The sequence below is a fragment of the Pseudomonas sp. LBUM1648 genome (assembly GCF_059716145.1).
Genome location: NZ_CP166808.1, coordinates 4,776,297 through 4,795,929, shown reverse-complemented (window position 1 = coordinate 4,795,929; position 19,633 = coordinate 4,776,297). Strand labels below are relative to the sequence as shown.

General features: G+C 58.9%; 20 protein-coding genes. 18 read left to right on the top strand and 2 right to left on the bottom strand.

Going from position 1 to position 19,633, the window contains the following annotated elements; all coding sequences use genetic code 11:
- Positions 1 to 38: 38 nt before the first annotated feature.
- Positions 39 to 3,287 (bottom strand): ribonuclease E, encoded by a 3,249-nt coding sequence (gene rne / locus ACA043_RS21685; RefSeq protein ID WP_497657901.1) that lies wholly within the window; start codon positions 3,285 to 3,287, stop codon positions 39 to 41.
- Between the two features lie 699 nt (positions 3,288 to 3,986).
- Between rne and rluC the strand changes: the two genes are divergently transcribed.
- The 3 genes from rluC to sppA are packed head-to-tail and all read left to right on the top strand — an operon-like array spanning position 3,987 to position 6,609.
- Positions 3,987 to 4,946 carry a 23S rRNA pseudouridine(955/2504/2580) synthase RluC gene (rluC, locus tag ACA043_RS21680; RefSeq protein WP_187677799.1) on the top strand — a complete coding sequence of 320 codons (960 nt, stop codon included), beginning with the start codon at positions 3,987 to 3,989 and terminating at the stop codon, positions 4,944 to 4,946.
- On the top strand, positions 4,933 to 5,595 hold the full coding sequence (locus tag ACA043_RS21675; protein WP_401272227.1) for an HAD-IA family hydrolase: 663 nt from the start codon (positions 4,933 to 4,935) through the stop codon (positions 5,593 to 5,595). The genes rluC and ACA043_RS21675 overlap by 14 nt, the downstream gene beginning before the upstream one ends.
- Positions 5,596 to 5,619: 24 nt before the next feature.
- Positions 5,620 to 6,609: a signal peptide peptidase SppA gene (sppA, locus tag ACA043_RS21670; RefSeq protein WP_497657900.1), complete on the top strand. Its 990-nt coding sequence runs from the start codon at positions 5,620 to 5,622 to the stop codon at positions 6,607 to 6,609.
- 47 nt (positions 6,610 to 6,656) lie between these two features.
- Here the strand turns inward: sppA and ACA043_RS21665 are convergent, their stop codons facing one another.
- The gene (locus tag ACA043_RS21665) at positions 6,657 to 7,235 is read right to left on the bottom strand and encodes a Maf family protein (protein WP_497657899.1); all 579 of its coding nucleotides are present in this window, start codon (positions 7,233 to 7,235) and stop codon (positions 6,657 to 6,659) included.
- Between the two features lie 105 nt (positions 7,236 to 7,340).
- Here ACA043_RS21665 and ACA043_RS21660 point away from each other — a divergent pair, with 105 nt between their 5' ends.
- The 15 genes from ACA043_RS21660 to ACA043_RS21590 all read left to right on the top strand — a co-directional run bounded on the left by ACA043_RS21660 (position 7,341) and on the right by ACA043_RS21590 (position 19,585).
- A complete protein-coding gene (locus ACA043_RS21660; RefSeq protein ID WP_095188591.1) occupies positions 7,341 to 7,868 on the top strand; it encodes a YceD family protein in 528 nt (175 codons plus the stop codon).
- Between the two features lie 13 nt (positions 7,869 to 7,881).
- Entirely contained in the window at positions 7,882 to 8,064 is a 183-nt protein-coding gene (gene rpmF / locus ACA043_RS21655; RefSeq protein WP_003179396.1) for a 50S ribosomal protein L32, read from the top strand.
- Between the two features lie 4 nt (positions 8,065 to 8,068).
- On the top strand, positions 8,069 to 9,079 hold the full coding sequence (gene plsX / locus ACA043_RS21650) for a phosphate acyltransferase PlsX (RefSeq protein WP_497657898.1): 1,011 nt from the start codon (positions 8,069 to 8,071) through the stop codon (positions 9,077 to 9,079).
- Positions 9,080 to 9,202: 123 nt separating this feature from the next.
- Positions 9,203 to 10,141 carry an ACP S-malonyltransferase gene (gene fabD / locus ACA043_RS21645; RefSeq protein WP_187677794.1) on the top strand — a complete coding sequence of 313 codons (939 nt, stop codon included), beginning with the start codon at positions 9,203 to 9,205 and terminating at the stop codon, positions 10,139 to 10,141.
- A gap of 16 nt (positions 10,142 to 10,157) precedes the next feature.
- The gene (gene fabG / locus ACA043_RS21640; protein ID WP_095188588.1) at positions 10,158 to 10,898 is read left to right on the top strand and encodes a 3-oxoacyl-ACP reductase FabG; all 741 of its coding nucleotides are present in this window, start codon (positions 10,158 to 10,160) and stop codon (positions 10,896 to 10,898) included.
- Between the two features lie 196 nt (positions 10,899 to 11,094).
- Positions 11,095 to 11,331: an acyl carrier protein gene (acpP, locus tag ACA043_RS21635; protein ID WP_003442511.1), complete on the top strand. Its 237-nt coding sequence runs from the start codon at positions 11,095 to 11,097 to the stop codon at positions 11,329 to 11,331.
- Between the two features lie 108 nt (positions 11,332 to 11,439).
- Positions 11,440 to 12,684 (top strand): beta-ketoacyl-ACP synthase II, encoded by a 1,245-nt coding sequence (fabF, locus tag ACA043_RS21630; protein WP_187677793.1) that lies wholly within the window; start codon positions 11,440 to 11,442, stop codon positions 12,682 to 12,684.
- Positions 12,684 to 13,499 (top strand): aminodeoxychorismate lyase, encoded by an 816-nt coding sequence (pabC, locus tag ACA043_RS21625; RefSeq protein WP_489879005.1) that lies wholly within the window; start codon positions 12,684 to 12,686, stop codon positions 13,497 to 13,499. Before fabF ends, pabC begins: the two co-directional genes overlap by 1 nt.
- 3 nt (positions 13,500 to 13,502) lie before the next feature.
- Positions 13,503 to 14,672 carry an endolytic transglycosylase MltG gene (gene mltG / locus ACA043_RS21620; protein WP_497657897.1) on the top strand — a complete coding sequence of 390 codons (1,170 nt, stop codon included), beginning with the start codon at positions 13,503 to 13,505 and terminating at the stop codon, positions 14,670 to 14,672.
- A 19-nt stretch (positions 14,673 to 14,691) separates the two neighbouring features.
- Positions 14,692 to 15,324, top strand: a complete 633-nt coding sequence (tmk, locus tag ACA043_RS21615; RefSeq protein ID WP_187677790.1) for a dTMP kinase — start codon at positions 14,692 to 14,694, stop codon at positions 15,322 to 15,324.
- A complete protein-coding gene (locus ACA043_RS21610; protein WP_187677789.1) occupies positions 15,317 to 16,300 on the top strand; it encodes a DNA polymerase III subunit delta' in 984 nt (327 codons plus the stop codon). The genes tmk and ACA043_RS21610 overlap by 8 nt, the downstream gene beginning before the upstream one ends.
- Before the next feature lie 42 nt (positions 16,301 to 16,342).
- The gene (locus ACA043_RS21605) at positions 16,343 to 16,699 is read left to right on the top strand and encodes a PilZ domain-containing protein (protein ID WP_007950801.1); all 357 of its coding nucleotides are present in this window, start codon (positions 16,343 to 16,345) and stop codon (positions 16,697 to 16,699) included.
- Positions 16,700 to 16,714: 15 nt separating this feature from the next.
- Positions 16,715 to 17,500 (top strand): TatD family hydrolase, encoded by a 786-nt coding sequence (locus ACA043_RS21600; protein ID WP_401270858.1) that lies wholly within the window; start codon positions 16,715 to 16,717, stop codon positions 17,498 to 17,500.
- 340 nt (positions 17,501 to 17,840) lie between these two features.
- The gene (locus tag ACA043_RS21595; RefSeq protein WP_007908276.1) at positions 17,841 to 18,479 is read left to right on the top strand and encodes a TetR/AcrR family transcriptional regulator; all 639 of its coding nucleotides are present in this window, start codon (positions 17,841 to 17,843) and stop codon (positions 18,477 to 18,479) included.
- A gap of 137 nt (positions 18,480 to 18,616) precedes the next feature.
- Positions 18,617 to 19,585 carry a GTP 3',8-cyclase MoaA gene (locus ACA043_RS21590; protein WP_497657896.1) on the top strand — a complete coding sequence of 323 codons (969 nt, stop codon included), beginning with the start codon at positions 18,617 to 18,619 and terminating at the stop codon, positions 19,583 to 19,585.
- Positions 19,586 to 19,633: the final 48 nt, after the last annotated feature.

The following is a 19,633-nucleotide window of genomic DNA, read 5'->3' as shown; positions in this document are numbered from 1 at the left end:
CTGAATCATCAGGCGGGGCTTTTTATTGGCTTAAGGAATCAGACGAGAGGTTTAGGCTCGTGTTCTTTTTCCTGGGCCTCTTCGTTGTGCTCGACCGCGTCCTGAACGGAGCGTGGTGCTTCAGCGATCACCGATTCAACCACGGCTTCTTCAGCAACCGGTGCAGGCGCTGCCTCGACCACTTCAGCAACCACTGGCTCGGCAACAACCGGAGCAGCAGCGGCGGCCAGTTCGGCTTCCTTCGCCAGACGCTCTTCTTCACGCTTGCGACGACGCACTTCACGTGGGTCGTTTGGCGCGCGACCGTTTGGCGCCAGAGCGCTGACCGGAGCCGCTTCAACGACCGGAGCAGGTGCTTCGGCAACCACTGGCGCTTCGACGACCGGTGCTTCAACGACTGGCGCTGGAGCAGGTTCGGCAGCCTTGGCTTCTTCAAAAACTGGCGCTTCGAATGCAGGCGCTGGTGTTTCAGCGGCGGCAGGCTCGGCAACCCAGTTGAATGCGGTCTGCTCTTCGCGAACTTCACGCACGGTTTCGGTCACGGTTTCAGCGACGGTTTCGACAACCGGCTCTGCAACAACGACTGGCGCTTCGGCGACTACTGCAGGTTCAGCAGCAGGTTCAGCAAAAGCTTCGAACTGCGGCTGAGCTTCGCGAACCGGTGCTACTTCGACTTCCGGAGCAACAGTCACTTCTACCGGAGTCGTTACTTCAACAACCGGTGCTTCGACTGGAGCGGTTTCCAGAGTAGCGGCGGTGGCGCGTTCGGCTTGCTCGTGAGCCTGTGCTTCGGCCGGAGCGCTGATCACAGTGCTGGCGACAGCGGCGGTTACAACCAGGCCGGCAGCCAGATCGGCAGTGTCCGGCGCTTCAGCGTTTTCGCCGGACTCGGACTCTTCCGAACCTTCGATCACGTTGCCGTTGGCATCACGCTGACGCTCACGACGGTTGCTGCGACGACGCTGGCCGCGGGAGCGACGACGTGGGCGATCGCCTTCGGCGTTCTCCGAACCGTCTTCCGGCAGTTGCTCTTCGTTGCTGATCACTTCTTCTTCAGCGACGGCAGCAGCGGCCTGTTCGGCGCGCGGTTGACGCTCTTCACGCGGTGGACGCGGAGCGCGTTCTTCACGTGGCTGACGGGCCGGACGCTCTTCAGCGGTCACTTCGGCAACGGCCGCAGCAACGGGAGCGGCGTCCAGAGGCTCGCGCAGTTCACGCACGCGTTCTTCACGCTCGCCACGTGGCTTGCGGTCTTCGCGTGGAGCGCGCGGTGCACGTTCTTCACGAGGGGCGCGTGGTGCGCGTTCTTCGCGGGCGGCTGGGGCTTCAGTGCGGGCTTCACGCGGCTCGCGGACTTCACGGGCTTCACGTGGCTGACGCTCTTCACGCGGCTCGCGTGGGGCGCGCTCTTCACGCGGTGCACGTTCTTCGCGCGGCTTGCGTTCTTCATCGCGGCGACCGTTACGGTTGCGGCTCTGCTGACGACCGTTGCGACGCTCTTCGTTGCGGGCCGGACGTTCGGTAGCCGGTTTTTCAACCACAACCGGAGCGGCAGGCTCTTCTTTAGTAGCGAACAGGCTGACCAGCGACTTCACCAGGCCTTTGAACAGGCTAGGCTCTGGTACGGCAACTGGCGCAGGCGCTGGTGCGGCAGGGGCGGCAGCTTCGGTCGGAACCGGAGCATTGGCGCGTGCCGGAGCAGTCTTGACCGCGGCTTCCTGGCGAACCAGGGTGCGGGTCGCAGCGGCTGGCTGGACTTCTTCGACTTCGGCAGCGGCAGCAGCGATTTCGTAGCTGGACTGGTTGGTCGCGGCTTCCGGGCTGTCGTCACGCAGGCGCTGAACTTCGAAGTGCGGCGTTTCGAGGTGATCGTTCGGCAGGATGATGATACGGGCACGGGTGCGCAGTTCGATCTTGGTGATCGAGTTGCGTTTTTCGTTGAGCAGGAACGCGGCCACCGGGATCGGCACTTGTGCGCGAACTTCAGCAGTGCGGTCTTTCAGGGCTTCTTCTTCGATCAGGCGCAGGATCGCCAGCGACAGCGATTCGACGTCACGGATGATGCCGGTGCCGTTGCAACGCGGGCAGACGATGCCGCTGCTTTCGCCCAGCGATGGACGCAGGCGCTGACGGGACATTTCCAGCAGGCCGAAGCGCGAGATGCGGCCGATCTGCACGCGAGCGCGGTCGGCTTCCAGGCATTCGCGGACTTTCTCTTCCACGGCGCGCTGGTTCTTGGCAGGGGTCATGTCGATGAAGTCGATGACGATCAGGCCGCCGATGTCGCGCAGGCGCAACTGACGGGCGATTTCTTCGGCGGCTTCAAGGTTGGTCTGCAGGGCGGTTTCTTCGATGTCGCTGCCTTTGGTGGCGCGCGCCGAGTTGATGTCGATGGACACCAGGGCTTCGGTCGGATCGATAACGATGGAGCCGCCGGAAGGCAGTTCAACGACGCGCTGGAAAGCGGTCTCGATCTGGCTTTCGATCTGGAAGCGGTTGAACAGCGGAACGCTGTCTTCGTACAGCTTGATCTTGCTGGCGTACTGCGGCATCACCTGGCGGATGAACGTCAGGGCTTCGTCCTGGGCTTCAACGCTGTCGATCAGCACTTCGCCGATGTCCTGGCGCAGGTAATCACGGATGGCGCGGATGATCACGTTGCTTTCCTGATAGATCAGGAATGGCGCGGAGCGATCCAGCGAGGCTTCTTTGATGGCGGTCCACAGTTGCAGCAGGTAGTCGAGGTCCCACTGCATTTCTTCGCTGCTGCGGCCCAGGCCGGCAGTACGCACGATCAGACCCATGTCGGCTGGTGCAACCAGGCCGTTCAGCGCTTCACGCAGTTCGTTGCGCTCTTCGCCTTCGATGCGACGGGAGATACCGCCGGCACGCGGGTTGTTCGGCATCAGTACGAGGTAGCGACCGGCCAGGCTGATGAAGGTGGTCAGGGCTGCGCCCTTGTTGCCACGTTCTTCTTTTTCGACCTGAACGATGACTTCCTGGCCTTCGCTCAGGACGTCCTTGATGTTGACGCGGCCTTCAGGAGCTTTCTTGAAGTATTCGCGGGAGATTTCTTTGAGTGGCAGGAAGCCGTGGCGCTCGGAGCCGAAATCGACAAAGGCAGCCTCAAGGCTTGGTTCGATGCGAGTGATGCGGCCTTTATAGATGTTGGCCTTCTTCTGCTCGCGTGCACCGGATTCGATGTCCAGGTCGTAGAGGCGTTGGCCATCTACCAGTGCAACACGCAACTCTTCGGGTTGAGTTGCGTTAATCAGCATTCTTTTCATGTAGTACCGTCGGTTTCCGGGCTGCCGGAAACGGCGTTCGGCACACACGACTTCTCACGGTCGGTGTCAGGTGCGTCGGGAGTGGTTGGCCATTCCCGTGTCCAGCGATGTGCGACCAATTGGGCCGATACCGCGACGTACGCGTCCTGCTTGCTGTGGCTACTTAAGCACTCAGTCAGGAGGAGGAATCAACCAGCGGCTGTGGACGAGATGAAGCGTCTTGATAAAGCCTATTGCTACACAGTCCAGCGGTTGTGCATCTCCACCCTACACGTATCCCTGATAATTCGGGTGCTGCCGCGCGCAGAATCCGCAGCGGGTTGGCATTTACCGTGAGCTCCGAAAGGGGAGGTCACGCATCATGGCTAATTTAGGCAGTGTTTCCGAAGCGTTCGCTCGAGGTCATTCGCAGCTGACTGCACTTTGTGAACTGGCCTTGAATGTTTGCCTGCCAGGCGAGTTAAAACTCTGCTCGGCGGTGTGATTCAGGCCTCATGTCACCTGCGCTTGTTACAACTGCAAACTCCACCGTTACGTAGCGAAAGCCCCGTAGGACGGCCTCGCGTCCTGGTGAATTGCGTTGGTCAGGGCCGGTTTTTGACCGTGGTGCCGCTGTCCAGGCCGCTTTTGGCGGCGTTCGCGACTATAGCAGCAATGATTAAGTGCTTCAATTCCATAAAAATTGTTATCATCCGCGCCATGACAACTACTGCCCCTTCGACTCCAGGCGTTCAACTGCTTGAAGTCTCGCCGGAGTATGCCGGCCAACGAATCGACAATTTCCTCCTCGCCCGGCTCAAAGGCGTGCCCAAGACCTTGATTTACCGCATTTTGCGCAAAGGCGAAGTGCGTGTGAACAAAGGTCGGATCAAGCCCGAATACAAGCTGCAGGCCGGCGATATCGTGCGTGTGCCGCCAGTTCGCGTGCCGGAGCGTGACGAGCCGGTGCCTCTGGCCCAAGGCCTTTTGCAGCGCCTGGAAGCCTCGATTGTCTACGAAGACAAAGCGCTGATCGTGATCAACAAGCCCGCCGGCATTGCGGTTCACGGCGGCAGCGGTTTGAATTTCGGCGTAATCGAAGCCTTTCGTCAGTTGCGTCCGGATGCCAAGGAGCTGGAACTGGTTCACCGTCTCGATCGCGACACCTCCGGCCTGCTGATGATCGCCAAGAAGCGCAGCATGCTGCGTCACTTGCACGAAAAACTGCGTGGCGATGGCGTCGATAAACGCTACATGGCGCTGGTTCGCGGTAACTGGGCGACCTCGATCAAGCAGGTCAGTGCGCCGTTGCTCAAGAGCAATCTGCGTTCCGGCGAGCGCATGGTCGAAGTCAACGATGAAGGCAAAGAAGCCCTGACCGTGTTCAAGGTGCTGCGCCGCTTCGGCGATTTCGCCACCATGGTCGAGGCCAAGCCTGTTACCGGGCGTACCCACCAGATTCGCGTCCATACCTTGCACGCCGGGCATTGCATTGCCGGTGACAGCAAGTACGGCGATGACGACTTCACCAAGGAAATCCGTGATCTGGGCGGCAAGCGCCTGTTCCTGCACGCTTACATGCTGACCGTGCCCCTGCCCGATGGCGGCAAGCTGACCTTGCAGGCCCCGGTCGATGAGATGTGGGCCAAAACTGTGGAGCGCCTGAGTGCAGCACCCTGATTACAAATTGCTGATTTTTGATTGGGACGGCACGCTGGCTGACTCCATTGGTCGGATTGTCGAGGCGATGCACGTTGCGTCCGAACGTTCCGGTTTTCAGTTGCGTGACGATTTTGCCGTCAAAGGCATTATTGGTCTGGGCTTGCCGGAGGCGATACGCACGCTGTATCCCGAGATCGGCGATGCCGAGCTGATTGCATTCCGTGAGTTTTACGCTGAGCACTACATCGCCGCGGAGGCCGTACCTTCGCCGTTGTTCGAAGGTGTTGTCGAGTCGATGGCCTCGTTTCGTGATGATGGCTATCACTTGGCTGTCGCGACTGGTAAGGCCCGTCGCGGGCTGGATCGCGTACTCAAGGCGCACGGCTGGGAAGATTATTTCGATATCACCCGCGCTGCCGATGAAACTGCCAGCAAGCCGCACCCTCTGATGCTTGAGCAGATTCTCGCCCATTGCGGCGTACGTCCCGAGCAGGCGCTAATGGTCGGGGATTCGTCCTTCGATCTCGAAATGGCGCGCAACGCAGGGATGGGCTCGGTAGCCGTCAGCTATGGCGCGCAATCGATCGAGGCGTTGAAGCTATTTGAGCCGCGCCTGTCGATCGACCGTTTTTCCGAATTGCATGCCTGGCTGGGGAAGCAGGCTTAATACGTTTTTGCTGGGGTGGATGGCATGACCGACGAATGGAAAGCACCGGCCAAGGCAAGTGCCGACGGCGGTGACGAGAAAAGCTGGAAGCTGTTGGAGAAGACCCTTCTGGCAGGTGTGCAGGAGCAGCGTCGCTCGCGGCGTTGGGGGATTTTCTTCAAGCTGCTGACGTTTGTTTATCTGTTTGTTGCGCTGATCCTGTTCACGCCGCTGATGGACATGGAAAAGAGCGCCACGCGCGGCACCAATTACACCGCTTTGATCGATGTCACTGGCGTGATCGCCGACAAGGAGCCGGCCAGTGCCGATAATATTGTCGGTAGCCTGCGTGCTGCATTCGAAGACAAGAAGGTCAAGGGTGTCATCCTGCGGATCAACAGCCCGGGCGGCAGTCCGGTGCAGTCGGGTTATGTGTATGACGAGATCAAACGCCTGCGAGCGCTGCATCCGGATACCAAGTTGTATGCGGTGATCTCCGATCTCGGCGCGTCGGGTGCGTATTACATCGCCAGCGCGGCGGATCAGATCTATGCCGACAAAGCGAGTCTGGTTGGCTCCATTGGTGTGACGGCGGCGGGTTATGGCTTTGTCGGGACCATGGAGAAGCTCGGTGTCGAGCGTCGTACGTATACGTCCGGCGAGCACAAGTCGTTCCTTGATCCGTTCCAGCCACAGAAGCCTGAAGAAACTGCGTTCTGGCAAAGCGTGCTGGACACTACGCACAAGCAGTTCATCAATAGCGTCAAGCAAGGGCGTGGCGACCGTCTGAAGGACAAAGAGCATCCGGAGCTATTCTCAGGGCTGGTCTGGTCGGGCGAGCAAGCACTGCCGCTTGGGCTGATTGATGGCTTGGGTAATGCCAGTTCCGTGGCGCGTGACGTGATCGGCGAGAAAGAACTGGTGGATTTCACTGTTCAGGAATCACCGTTCGACCGTTTCTCGAAGAAGCTTGGTGCCAGCGTGGCTGAGCAGTTGGCGATGTGGATGGGTTTCCACGGGCCTTCGTTGCGCTGAGTTGTCGATGCATAAAAAAACCGGCCTTGATGGCCGGTTTTTTGTGGTCATGGGATTTGCACGCCCTCGACCAGCAGCATGTCGATCAGGCGAATCAGCGGCAGGCCGATCAGGCTGGTGGCGTCCGGGCCTTCAGTGGACTGGAACAGGCTCACGCCGAGGCCTTCGGCCTTGAAGCTGCCAGCGCAGTCGTAAGGCTGTTCGATGCGCAGGTAGCGCTCGATGCGAGCCACGTCGAGTTGACGCATGTGTACGGTGAATGGCACGCAATCGACCTGACATTGGCCGGTCTGGCTATTGAGAAGGGCCAGGCCGGTCAAGAAGGTCACGCTGGCGCCGCTGGCAGCCAACAGCTGTTCGCGGGCCTTCTCGAAGGTGTGCGGCTTGCCGATGATCTGAGCGCCGAGGACGGCCACCTGGTCCGAGCCGATAATCAGATGAGCTGGATGGCTGTCGGCAAGTGCGCGGGCTTTTTGTTCGGCGAGGCGTTTGACCAGATCGATTGCCAATTCGCCTGGGCGGTGGCTTTCATCTATATCTGGCGAGCTGCAGACGAACGGCAGGTGCAGGCGGGCGAGTAATTCGCGGCGATAAGTCGAGCTTGAAGCGAGTAATAAAGGCAGCATTCGCGTCTCCTGAGGCAGGTGCGGATTCTAGCGGAGGCACGCAAGTGACGGACAGGGCACAATTTCCTTTGACATGGGTGGGTGCATCCCTATAATGCTGCGCCTATGTTGAATGACCCGATTCCACCTCACGTTGACCCGCGCAAATTGGCTGACCGTGGCACCACCCTTCAAGGTGAACTGCTGCTGGCCGATTTGAAGAGACTCTGCGACCCGCTTTCCGACAATGTCGGTACGGTGCAGGCGAAATTCGTTTTTGAACGAGATGAACGTAAATCTGTGGTAATCCACAGCTTTATCGACACCGAAGTCAAAATGGTTTGCCAGCGTTGTCTTGAGCTGGTCACCCTGCCGATCCACAGCGAATGCAGTTACGCTGTAGTGAAGGAGGGTGCGAATACCCAGTCGTTACCGAAAGGTTATGACGTGCTGGAACTGGGCGAAGATCCATTGGATCTGCAGTCACTGGTCGAGGAAGAGCTTTTGCTCGCTTTGCCCATTGTGCCTGCTCATCATCCGGAAGAATGCCAGCAGCCGGCGGGAGCAGATGAGCCCGAACCGAGCGAGGACGAGGTAACGCGGTCCAACCCGTTCAGTGTATTGGCGCAGTTAAAGCGTGACCCAAACGTTTAGGAGTTAATCAATTATGGCTGTTCAGCAGAACAAAAAATCCCGCTCTGCCCGTGACATGCGCCGTTCGCACGACGCTCTCGAGGCTAGCACCCTGTCTGTAGAAAAAACCACTGGTGAAGTTCACCTGCGTCACCACGTATCGCCAGAAGGCGTATACCGTGGCCGTAAAGTGATCGACAAGGGCGCTGACGAGTAATCACTTGTCCGCTCAAGTCATCGCGATTGACGCAATGGGCGGGGACTTCGGTCCCCGCAGCATTGTTCAGGCCAGCCTTGCTTGCCTGTCTGCTACGCCCTCGCTGCGCCTGACCCTCGTCGGTCAACCCTCCCTTCTTGAAGAATTGATCAACGGCCAATCGGCTGCCGATCGCGCGCGCCTGACGATTTTTCCGGCGTCCGAGGTCATCACCATGGACGAAAAGCCGACTCAGGCCTTGCGTGGCAAGCCCGATTCGTCGATGCGTGTCGCCCTTGAGCTGGTGCGTGATGGCAAGGCCCAGGCCTGCGTCAGTGCCGGCAATACCGGTGCGCTGATGGCTCTGTCGCGATTTGTACTCAAGACGTTGCCCGGCATCGACCGGCCGGCGATGGTTGCTGCTATCCCCACGCAGAAAGGTTATTGCCAGTTACTCGACCTGGGCGCCAACGTAGATTGCAGTGCAGAGCACCTTTTGCAGTTTGCGGTGATGGGTTCGGTGGCCGCGCAGACGCTCGGCATTGCCCGTCCACGTGTGGCGTTGCTGAATATCGGTACCGAGGACATCAAAGGCAATCAGCAGGTCAAGCTGGCTGCTACTCTGCTGCAGGCTGCCCGAGGCATCAATTACATCGGTTTCGTCGAAGGTGACGGGTTGTATCGTGGCGAAGCGGACGTCGTGGTCTGCGATGGATTTGTCGGGAATATCCTGCTCAAGTCCAGTGAAGGCCTGGCGACGATGATTGCTGCGCGCATCGAGGCGCTGTTCAAAAAGAATCTTGCCTCCCGCGCTGTCGGTGCCCTGGCGTTGCCGCTGATGAAGCGGTTGCAGGCTGATCTGGCGCCGGCGCGACATAATGGCGCAAGCTTCCTCGGCTTGCAGGGTATCGTGGTGAAAAGTCACGGTTCGGCTGGGGTTCAGGGCTTTCAGAGTGCGATTTCCCGTGCCCTGATCGAGATTCAGGAGAATCTTCCCGAGCGCCTCCACGGTCGTCTGGAGGATTTGTTGTCTTAGGCGTTTTCGTCGGACAATGCTTAAATGTGACCGCCCGGTTCAAAGGGCCATCCAACTGTCAGTTTCTTGCGTCCCCAAGCGGGGCGTCATTCTCCGACGACAAGATCATTAGGGGCTTGTTACATGTCTGCTTCCCTCGCATTCGTCTTTCCAGGACAGGGTTCGCAGTCCCTCGGCATGCTGGCCGAGCTGGGCGCGCAACATCCGTTGATCCTCGAAACTTTCAAAGAAGCATCCGATGCTCTGGGCTATGACCTGTGGGCACTGACCCAGCAGGGGCCGGAAGAGCTGCTCAATCAAACCGATAAAACCCAACCGGCCATTCTGACCGCCTCGATCGCCCTGTGGCGTCTGTGGCTGGCTGAAGGTGGTGCGCGTCCGGCCTTTGTTGCCGGTCACAGCCTGGGTGAATACAGCGCCCTGGTTGCTGCTGGCAGTCTGACACTGGCTGACGCGGTGAAACTCGTCGAGCGCCGTGGTCAGCTGATGCAGGAAGCTGTTCCGGCCGGGCAGGGCGGCATGGCTGCCATCCTCGGTCTGGAAGATGCCGACGTGCTGGCTGCCTGTGCCGAAGCGGCACAAGGCGAAGTGGTCAGTGCCGTCAACTTCAACTCGCCTGGCCAGGTCGTGATTGCCGGTGCCAAGGCTGCCGTTGAGCGTGCCATCGAAGGTTGCAAGGCCCGTGGCGCCAAGCGCGCCATGCCGCTGCCGGTGAGCGTGCCGTCGCACTGCGAACTGATGCGTCCGGCTGCCGAGCGCTTTGCCGAATCCATCGCCGCCATCGACTGGCAGGTGCCGCAGATCCCGGTGGTGCAGAACGTCAGCGCGCAAGTGCCGGCCGATCTGGAAACCCTCAAGCGTGATCTGCTCGAACAACTGTACAAGCCGGTTCGCTGGGTCGAGTCGGTACAGACTCTGGCCGCGAAGGGCGCGACCAATCTGGTCGAATGCGGTCCGGGCAAAGTACTGGCCGGTCTGAACAAACGTTGCGCCGAAGGCGTTGCGACTTCCAACCTCAATACCCCAGACGCTTTCGCTGCCGCTCGCGCAGCGCAAGCCTGAATCAGGAGAAGCTTGCATGAGTCTGCAAGGTAAAGTTGCACTGGTAACCGGTGCAAGTCGCGGTATCGGCCAGGCTATCGCACTGGAACTGGGTCGTCAGGGCGCCATCGTTATTGGCACCGCGACCTCTGCCAAGGGTGCCGAGGCGATTGCCGCCACTCTGAAAGAGCACGGCATTCAGGGCACCGGTCTGGAACTGAACGTGACCAGTGACGAGTCGGTCAGCAAAGTGATCGCGAGCATTCAGGAACAGTTCGGTGCGCCGGCGATTCTGGTCAATAATGCCGGTATCACCCGCGATAACCTGATGATGCGCATGAAAGACGATGAATGGTACGACGTGATCGATACCAACCTGAACAGTCTATATCGCCTGTCCAAGGGCGTTCTGCGCGGCATGACCAAGGCGCGTTGGGGTCGAATTATCAGTATTGGCTCGGTGGTGGGTGCCATGGGCAACGCAGGCCAAGTAAACTATGCAGCCGCCAAGGCCGGTCTGGAAGGTTTCAGCCGTGCAATGGCGCGTGAAGTCGGTTCGCGTTCGATTACGGTCAACTCGGTAACCCCAGGGTTTATCGACACCGATATGACCCGCGAGCTGCCTGAAGCACAGCGTGAAGCCTTGCAGACGCAGATTCCGCTGGGTCGTCTGGGACAAGCTCAAGAGATCGCGTCTGTGGTCGCTTTTCTTGCATCCGACGGTGCGGCATACGTTACTGGGGCTACAATCCCGGTGAACGGTGGGATGTACATGTAAGTAAAATGTGACGGATTGCTTCAAAAAAATGTCATACGAGCTGTCTAAAATCCGTTATAAAGCTGCAATCTATTTATAGGCAGAGGGTCGCAGGGTTTGAGGAGTGAAGCTTTCAGTTGAAAAGCTGAAAAGTCTTTCTATACACTTACCCACTGGCCAGCTGCCTGAATTTGTCCATTAGGAGTGAAAACAAGGTATGAGCACCATCGAAGAGCGCGTCAAGAAAATCGTTGCCGAGCAACTGGGTGTTAAAGAAGAAGAAGTGGTCAACACCGCTTCCTTCGTAGAAGACCTGGGTGCCGACTCCCTTGACACCGTTGAGCTGGTGATGGCTCTGGAAGAGGAATTCGAGACCGAAATCCCTGACGAAGAAGCTGAGAAGATCACTACTGTACAAGCTGCAATCGATTACGTTACTAACCACCAGGCTTAATAGCTTGTAATCGTTGCTTGCTGTCATGGAAAAACCGCACTGCCATCATGGCGTGCGGTTTTTTCTTTAGGCCTGATGCAAAATCGTCATTTGAAAAAGGAGAGTGCTGTGTCGCGTAGACGCGTCGTAGTCACCGGTATGGGTATGTTGTCGCCACTGGGCACGGATGTGCCGAGCAGTTGGCAGGGCATTCTGGCTGGCCGCAGTGGCATTGGTCTGATCGAACACACCGACCTTTCTGCCTATTCCACCCGCTTTGGCGGCTCGGTGAAGGGCTTCAATGTCGAGGAATACCTGTCGGTCAAGGAAGCGCGCAAGCTCGATCTGTTCATTCAGTACGGTCTCGCGGCAGGCTTTCAAGCCGTACGCAATGCCGGTCTGGAAGTCACTGACGCCAACCGTGAACGCATTGGCGTGGCCATGGGTTCGGGGATCGGCGGCCTGACCAACATCGAAGAAACCAGCCGTACTCTGCATGAGACGGGCCCGCGTCGAATTTCTCCATTCTTCGTGCCAGGCTCGATCATCAATATGATTTCCGGTTTCCTGTCCATCCATCTGGGTGCACAGGGGCCTAACTACGCCATCGCCACAGCGTGTACCACTGGTACGCACTGCATCGGCATGGCAGCGCGCAACATCATGTACGACGAAGCTGACGTGATGATCGCCGGCGGTGCCGAAATGGCCGCGTGCGGTCTGGGTATGGGTGGCTTCGGCGCATCCCGTGCGCTGTCGACCCGCAACGACGAGCCAACTCGCGCCAGTCGTCCGTGGGACAAGGGCCGTGACGGCTTTGTGTTGTCCGACGGTGCTGGTGCTCTGGTGCTCGAAGAACTTGAGCACGCCAAGGCCCGCGGCGCGACCATCTACGCCGAGCTGATCGGTTTTGGCACCAGCGGCGATGCGTTCCACATGACTTCGCCCCCCGCCGATGGCGCCGGTGCGGCTCGTTGCATCACCAATGCGCTGCGCGATGCAAAAATCAACGCCGATCAAGTGCAATACATCAACGCCCACGGCACTTCGACCTCGGCCGGCGACCTCGCCGAAGCCAACGCGATCAAGTCGGTGTTTGGCGATCACGCCTACAAGCTGGCGGTCAGTTCGACCAAGTCCATGACCGGTCACCTGTTGGGTGCGGCGGGCGCAGTCGAGGCGATCTTCAGCGTACTGGCGATCAACAGTCAGGTGGCACCACCGACCATCAACCTTGAAGAGCCTGATGAGGGCTGTGATCTCGATTTTGTGCCGCACACCGCGCGCAACATGGACATCGATGTCGTGCTCTCCAACTCCTTCGGTTTTGGCGGTACCAACGGCACCTTGGCGTTCCGTCGGTTCGCGGGCTGATGGACAGCTGGGTCGACGGTCAACCGGCTGACGCTCTGTCGCTGAAGGATCGCGGCCTGGCTTACGGCGATGGTCTGTTCGAGACCATTGCCGTGCGTGGCGGCCAACCGTTATTGCTGGATCGACACCTGATGCGATTGGCCGATGGCTGCACGCGTCTGGCCATTGCGGCCGATATCGAGCTGATTCGCCAGGAGCTGCTGAGCTATGCGGCAGCGATGAGCGAGGGCGTGCTCAAGCTCATCCTCACCCGTGGCGACGGTTTGCGCGGTTATGCGCCCGATCCCGCGGCGCCGGGCCGACGCATTCTGCAAGGCAACCCACCCGCCGCTTATCCCGCCGTCCATGCCGAACAGGGCGTTCGCCTGTTTCCGTGCAGCACGCGATTGTCCAAACAACCTTTGCTGGCTGGACTCAAACACCTCAATCGACTGGAACAAGTGCTCGCTCGCGCCGAATGGCAAGACAGCGAACACGCCGAAGGCTTGATGCTCGATCAGGCTGGTCGGGTCATTGAGGGTGTTTTCAGCAATCTGTTTCTGGTGCGTGATGGTGTATTGGTCACGCCCGATCTGAAGCGTTGCGGGGTCGCTGGTGTGATGCGCGCAGAAATATTGTTTCAGGCCGAGTCATTGGCCATCCCCACTCAAATCGCCGACATCAGCCTTGATCAACTGCAATGGGCCGATGAAGTGTTTGTCTGCAACAGCGTGTATGGCGTCTGGCCGGTACGTGCCTACGCTGCACTGAGCTGGCCGGTTGGCCCGCTCACCCGTAAACTGCAAACCATTTCCCGCGCCCTACTGGATGCCTGATTCGTGAGACGTAAACTTTTGCTGCTGCTGGAAACCGGACTGGTTCTGGCAGGGCTGTTGTTGGGCGCCAGCGCCTGGAAGATTCACTCCGCACTGGAACAGCCTCTGAACATCACGCAGGAAGAACTGCTGGATGTGCCGAAAGGCTCCACACCGACCCGTACTTTCCTCGAACTTGAAACCGATGGCGTCATCAAGGACGCTTTCTGGCTTCGGGTCTATTGGCGTTTCAATCTTGCCGGTACGCCGATCCACACCGGTGAATACCGCATGCAACCCGGCATGACCGTCAATGGACTGATCGATTCGTGGAAGCGTGGCGACGTGGTGCAGTACAGCCTGACCTTGGTCGAAGGCTGGAATTTTCATCAGGTGCGCGCCGCTTTGGCGAAAGATGAAAAGATCGAGCAGACCCTCAATGGTTTGAGCGACAGTGACGTGATGGCGAAGATTGGCCACAAGGGCTTGTTCCCGGAAGGTCGTTTCTTCCCTGATACCTACCGCTTCGTACGCGGAGTTTCTGATACCGAACTGCTGAAAAAGGCTTTTGATCGTCTTGATGAAGTGCTGGCCAAGGAGTGGGAAAAGCGCTCCGTCGATGCGCCTTACAAGGAACCCTATCAAGCGCTGATCATGGCCTCGCTGGTCGAGAAAGAAACCGGTGTGCCGCAAGAGCGCGGTGAGATTGCCGGGGTTTTCGTGCGCCGGATGGCGCTTGGTATGCAGTTGCAGACCGATCCCACCGTGATCTACGGGTTGGGTGATCGCTACACCGGCAAGTTGACCCGCGCTCATCTCAAGGAGCCGACGCCGTATAACACCTATGTGATTCCTGGCTTGCCGCCGACGCCGATTGCGATGGTCGGGCGCGAAGCGATTCATGCGGCACTGAACCCGGTGGACGGTAGCAGTCTCTATTTTGTAGCTCGTGGCGACGGCAGCCATGTGTTCTCTGACGACCTCGATGCCCATAACAGCGCGGTGCGAGAGTTCCAGCTCAAGCGACGTGCGGATTACCGCTCAAGCCCGGCGCCAGTGACGACGCCTGAAGCGGCTCCGGCCACAGAGGAAGCGATTCCAGCGGCATCACCGGATACTGCGCCAGAGTCGCTGCCATCGGTTCCTCCCCAGGAACCTGCACCGGACGCAGCAGCACCACAAAACACGCAATGACTTTGATTAAGGACTGCCTGTGACTGGCTTGTTTATTACCCTGGAAGGGCCGGAAGGCGCCGGTAAAAGCACCAACCGCGAATACCTCGCCGAGCGCCTGCGCGCCGCCGGTATCGAAGTGGTGCTGACCCGCGAGCCCGGCGGAACACCGTTGGCCGAGCGGATTCGCGACGTGCTGCTGGCCCCGGCCGACGAAGTCATGAACCCGGACACTGAGCTGTTGCTGGTATTCGCCGCGCGCGCTCAGCATCTGGCTGAAGTGATCCGCCCGGCACTGGCACGCGGTGCGGTGGTGTTGTGCGATCGTTTCACTGATTCGACTTACGCCTATCAGGGCGGCGGCCGCGGTTTGTCGCTGGAGCGGATCGCCGCGCTGGAAACCTTTGTGCAAGGTGATCTGCGTCCGGACCTGACCCTGATTTTCGACCTGCCGGTAGAAATCGGTCTGGCTCGCGCCAGCGCTCGTGGTCGTCTCGATCGTTTCGAACTGGAAGGCCGGGCATTTTTTGAAGCGGTGCGTAGCGCATTCCTGAAGCGGGCTGAAGCCGATCCTGCGCGCTATGTGCGGATCGACGCCGGTCAGCCATTGGTCAAGGTTCAGCAATCGCTGGATACGTTGCTCCCCAACTTGCTGGAGCTGGCCCGTGGCTGAGGCCTACCCATGGCAAGACAGCCTCTGGCAGCAACTGGCCGGACGTAAGCAGCACGCACATGCCTATCTGATGCATGGCCCGGCCGGGATCGGCAAACGGGCATTGGCGGAGCGGTTGATGGCCAGTCTGCTGTGCCAGCGGCCCACGCCCGAAGCGTGCGGCGAATGCAAATCCTGTCTGTTGCTCAGGGCCGGGAGCCATCCGGACAATTACATCCTCGAGCCGGAAGAAGCCGACAAGGCAATCAAGGTCGATCAGGTGCGCGATCTGGTCAGTTTCGTGGTGCAGACCGCGCAACTGGGCGGTCGCAAGGTCGTATTGATCGAGCCGGTGGAGTCGATGAACATCAACGCCGCCAACGCCTTGCTCAAAAGTCTTGAAGAGCCTTCCGGCGATACCGTGCTGTTGCTGGTCAGTCACCAGCCGAGCCGGTTGTTGCCGACCATCAAGAGCCGTTGCGTGCAGCAGGCCTGTCCGCTGCCGGGCGAGGCCATGAGCCTGCAATGGCTGGCGCAGGCGCTGCCGGAATGTTCCGCAGAGGAGCGTGTCGAGCTGTTGACGTTGGCGGCCGGTTCGCCACTGGCGGCGGTCAGTCTTCAATCCCAAGGCGTTCGCGAACAGCGCGCGCAGGTAGTTGAAGGGGTGAAGAAACTGCTCAAGCAGCAGCAATCGCCGACGCAACTGGCCGAAGAATGGAAAAGCATTCCGATGCTGCGTCTGTTCGACTGGTTCTGCGACTGGTCGAGCTTGATCCTGCGTTATCAACTGACTCAGGATGAAGCCGGGCTCGGTCTGACCGACATGCGCAAGGTGGTGCAGTATCTCGCGCAGAAAAGTGCGCAGGGTAAAGTGCTCGATATTCAGGACTGGATTCTCGCTCAACGGCAGAAAGTCATGAGCAAGGCCAACCTTAATCCGGCGTTGCTGCTGGAAGCGTTGTTGGTGCAATGGGCAGGATTGCCTGGCCAAAGATAAGAATGTGTACCTAGACTCTGAACATCAGCAGTGGAGGTCAACATGAATGAACCCGTCAGCCCGGGGCCGCGCAACGGCATTTTGTCCCTGACCATCAAGGACAAGTCAGTGCTTTACGCGGCCTACATGCCGTTCATCAAGAACGGTGGTCTGTTCATCCCGACCAACAAGAGCTACAAGTTGGGCGATGAGGTGTTCATGTTGCTGAACCTGATGGACGAGGCGGAGAAGATTCCGGTGGCCGGTAAAGTCGCCTGGATTACCCCCAAAGGTGCGCAAGGCAACCGCGCGGCGGGTGTCGGCGTGCAGTTCAACGATGGCGACAACACCGCGCGCAGTCGCATCGAAACCCATCTGGCCGGAGCCCTCAAGTCCGACCGTCCCACTCATACGATGTAAGTTGCAGTCTCTTTTATGCTCGTAGATTCCCATTGTCACCTTGATCGCCTCGACCTCGCCGTCCATGACGGCTCGCTGGATGCTGCACTCGATGCCGCCCGCGAGCGCGGGGTAGGGCACTTTCTGTGCATCGGCGTCAGCGCCGACAACGCCGCTGACGTCAAAGCCCTGGCCGACCGATACGAAGACGTCGATTGTTCGGTCGGGGTGCATCCGTTGGATGTGCAGCCCGGCGCGGCGCCAGCGCTGGACTGGTTGCTGCACGAACTCAATCACCCGAAAGTGGTGGCGATCGGCGAAACCGGTCTGGACTATCACTACGAGCCGGAAGCCGCCGAGCTGCAACAGGCGTCGTTCCGCCTGCACCTGCAAGCGGCGCAGCAGACCGGCAAACCGGTGATCATCCATACCCGTGGCGCCCGCGCCGATACCCTTGAGCTGCTGCGTGAAGCGGCGTTGCCCCAGGCCGGCGTACTGCATTGCTTCACCGAAGACTGGGACATGGCCAAAGCAGCGCTGGACATGGGTTATTACATTTCGCTGTCGGGCATTGTCACGTTCCGCAATGCCGACGCCTTGCGCGATGTGGCGAGCAAAGTCCCTGCGGATCGCCTGCTGGTGGAGACCGATTCGCCGTATCTGGCGCCGATCCCTTATCGCGGCAAACCGAACCTGCCGCAATATGTGCGCGAAGTGGCGGAGTTTCTGGCGATGCTGCGCGGTGAAAACTATGAGCGTTTTGCCGAGCAGACCACCGAGAACTTCAAGCGGTTGTTCCCGTTGGCCCATGTAAAAGGCTGAATCGCAGGCAAAAAAAACCCGGGTTCTGGGGGGTGAATCCGGGTTAAGACCATTAGGAGTAAAACAAAGGCACGCGGTCCTTTGGTACCTTTATCGGCGCGGCACTTGGGGGAGATGCCGCCCGACAGTTCAAGTATTGATCAGTCTGGCGTGCAGTCCAGTTAGCCGGTCGGGGTTTTTAAACAAATTTGGAATACGTTCGCTTCAGTTGAGTTCTCATTGCACCCCAAACGTTCCCAAAACGAACAAGAAACACAGATATGGTCGGATGATCCGTGCATTTTTGCGCAAGTTAGGCATAATACGCGGCTTCGAATTTTGACCCTTCAGACCTTTTCTTATGCACAAAGAACCTCGTAAGGTCCGTGAGTTTCGTCGCCGCGAGCAAGAAATTCTCGATACCGCGCTCAAGCTGTTCCTCGACCAAGGTGAAGACAGTGTCACCGTCGAGATGATTGCTGATGCCGTGGGTATCGGCAAAGGCACGATTTACAAGCACTTCAAGTCCAAGGCCGAGATCTATTTGCGCCTGATGCTCGATTACGAGCGCGATTTGAACGAGCTGCTGCATTCCGCCGATGTCGATAAGGACAAGGAAGCGCTGTCCCGCGCCTACTTCGAATTCCGCATGCGTGACCCTCAGCGTTATCGCCTGTTTGATCGCCTCGAAGAAAAGGTGGTCAAGGGCAATCAGGTGCCGGAGATGGTCGAGGAGCTGCACAAGATCCGTGCCTCGAATTTCGAACGCCTCACCTTGCTGATCAAGGGCCGCATCAGCGAAGGCAAGCTGGAAGATGTGCCGCCGTATTTCCACTATTGCGCTTCCTGGGCGTTGGTGCACGGCGCAGTGGCGCTGTATCACTCGCCGTTCTGGAGCAATGTGCTGGAAGATCAGGAAGGTTTCTTCCAGTTCCTGATGGATATCGGGGTGCGCATGGGCAACAAGCGCAAGCGCGACCCGGAAACGCCGAGCAGCTGAGCCATTCACTTCCCTTATTGCGCCATGATTTCGCTACATGGCGCAGTACCGCAGGAATATACTCAGGCATAGGGCTTGCTAAAACTTGATTTGTGAGTCAAGTTTTAGCGGCTCGATTTTCAATCGCCGGAGTGATCATGATCGTTGACCGTCAAGGCAGGCGTTTTCGCAATTTGCGGATCAGTCTGACCTCAGCCTGCAATTACGCCTGTACCTACTGCGTGCCCAACGGCAAGCGGCTGGTCGCTGCGCAGGATGAACTGTCGGCCGAAGCCATGGCACGCGGCGTGGCCTATCTGATCGAAGCCGCAGGCATCGAGCGCCTGCGTATTACCGGCGGCGAGCCGCTGGTCAGCCCCAAACTCGAATCGTTCATGACCGCCGTTGGCAAGATGGGGCTGGACGACATCAGCCTGACCACCAATGGTCAGCTGCTCGCCAAAAAGCTCCCGCTGCTGTTAGACGCCGGTCTGCGCCGGATCAATGTTTCCCTCGATACTCTCGACGCCAGTGCGTTTCGCAGTATTGCCCGTGGCGGCGACCTGGCCACAGTGCTCGACGGCATGGATCAGGCCGCAGCGGCCGGAATGAAGATCAAGGTCAACATGGTGCCGTTGCGCGGGCAGAATCTCGATCAGGTGATGCCGCTGCTTGATTACTGTCTTGAGCGTGGATTTGAACTGCGTTTCATCGAGCTGATGCGCATGGGCCACCTGGCCAAAGACTCCAATGCTTTCCTGCAACAGTTTGTCAGTCTGCAACAGTTGCTGGAGCTCATTGGCGAGCGTTATGAGTACGCGCAAACCGATGCGCCCGTGGACGCCACGGCCGTGCGTTACTCTATTCCCGGGTTGGGTAACTTCGGCGTGATTGCCAACGAAAGCGTGCCGTTTTGCCGGACTTGCTCGCGGTTGCGCTTGTCGTCGACCGGTTGGTTGCACGGTTGCCTGTCGTCGAGCAATCGCCATTACGTCGGCGATCTGCTGGATAAACCACGTCATCAAGCGCTGCCGGCGCTGCAAAGGCTGCTGGTCAAAGCCTTGGGTGACAAGCAGGAAGTGGCGTTCTCTGGCGGCGCGACGGTCATGAAAATCATCGGCGGCTGAAGAACCGCATTCGCCATACCCTCGAGCTGGCGCAAAAGCTGCATTCAA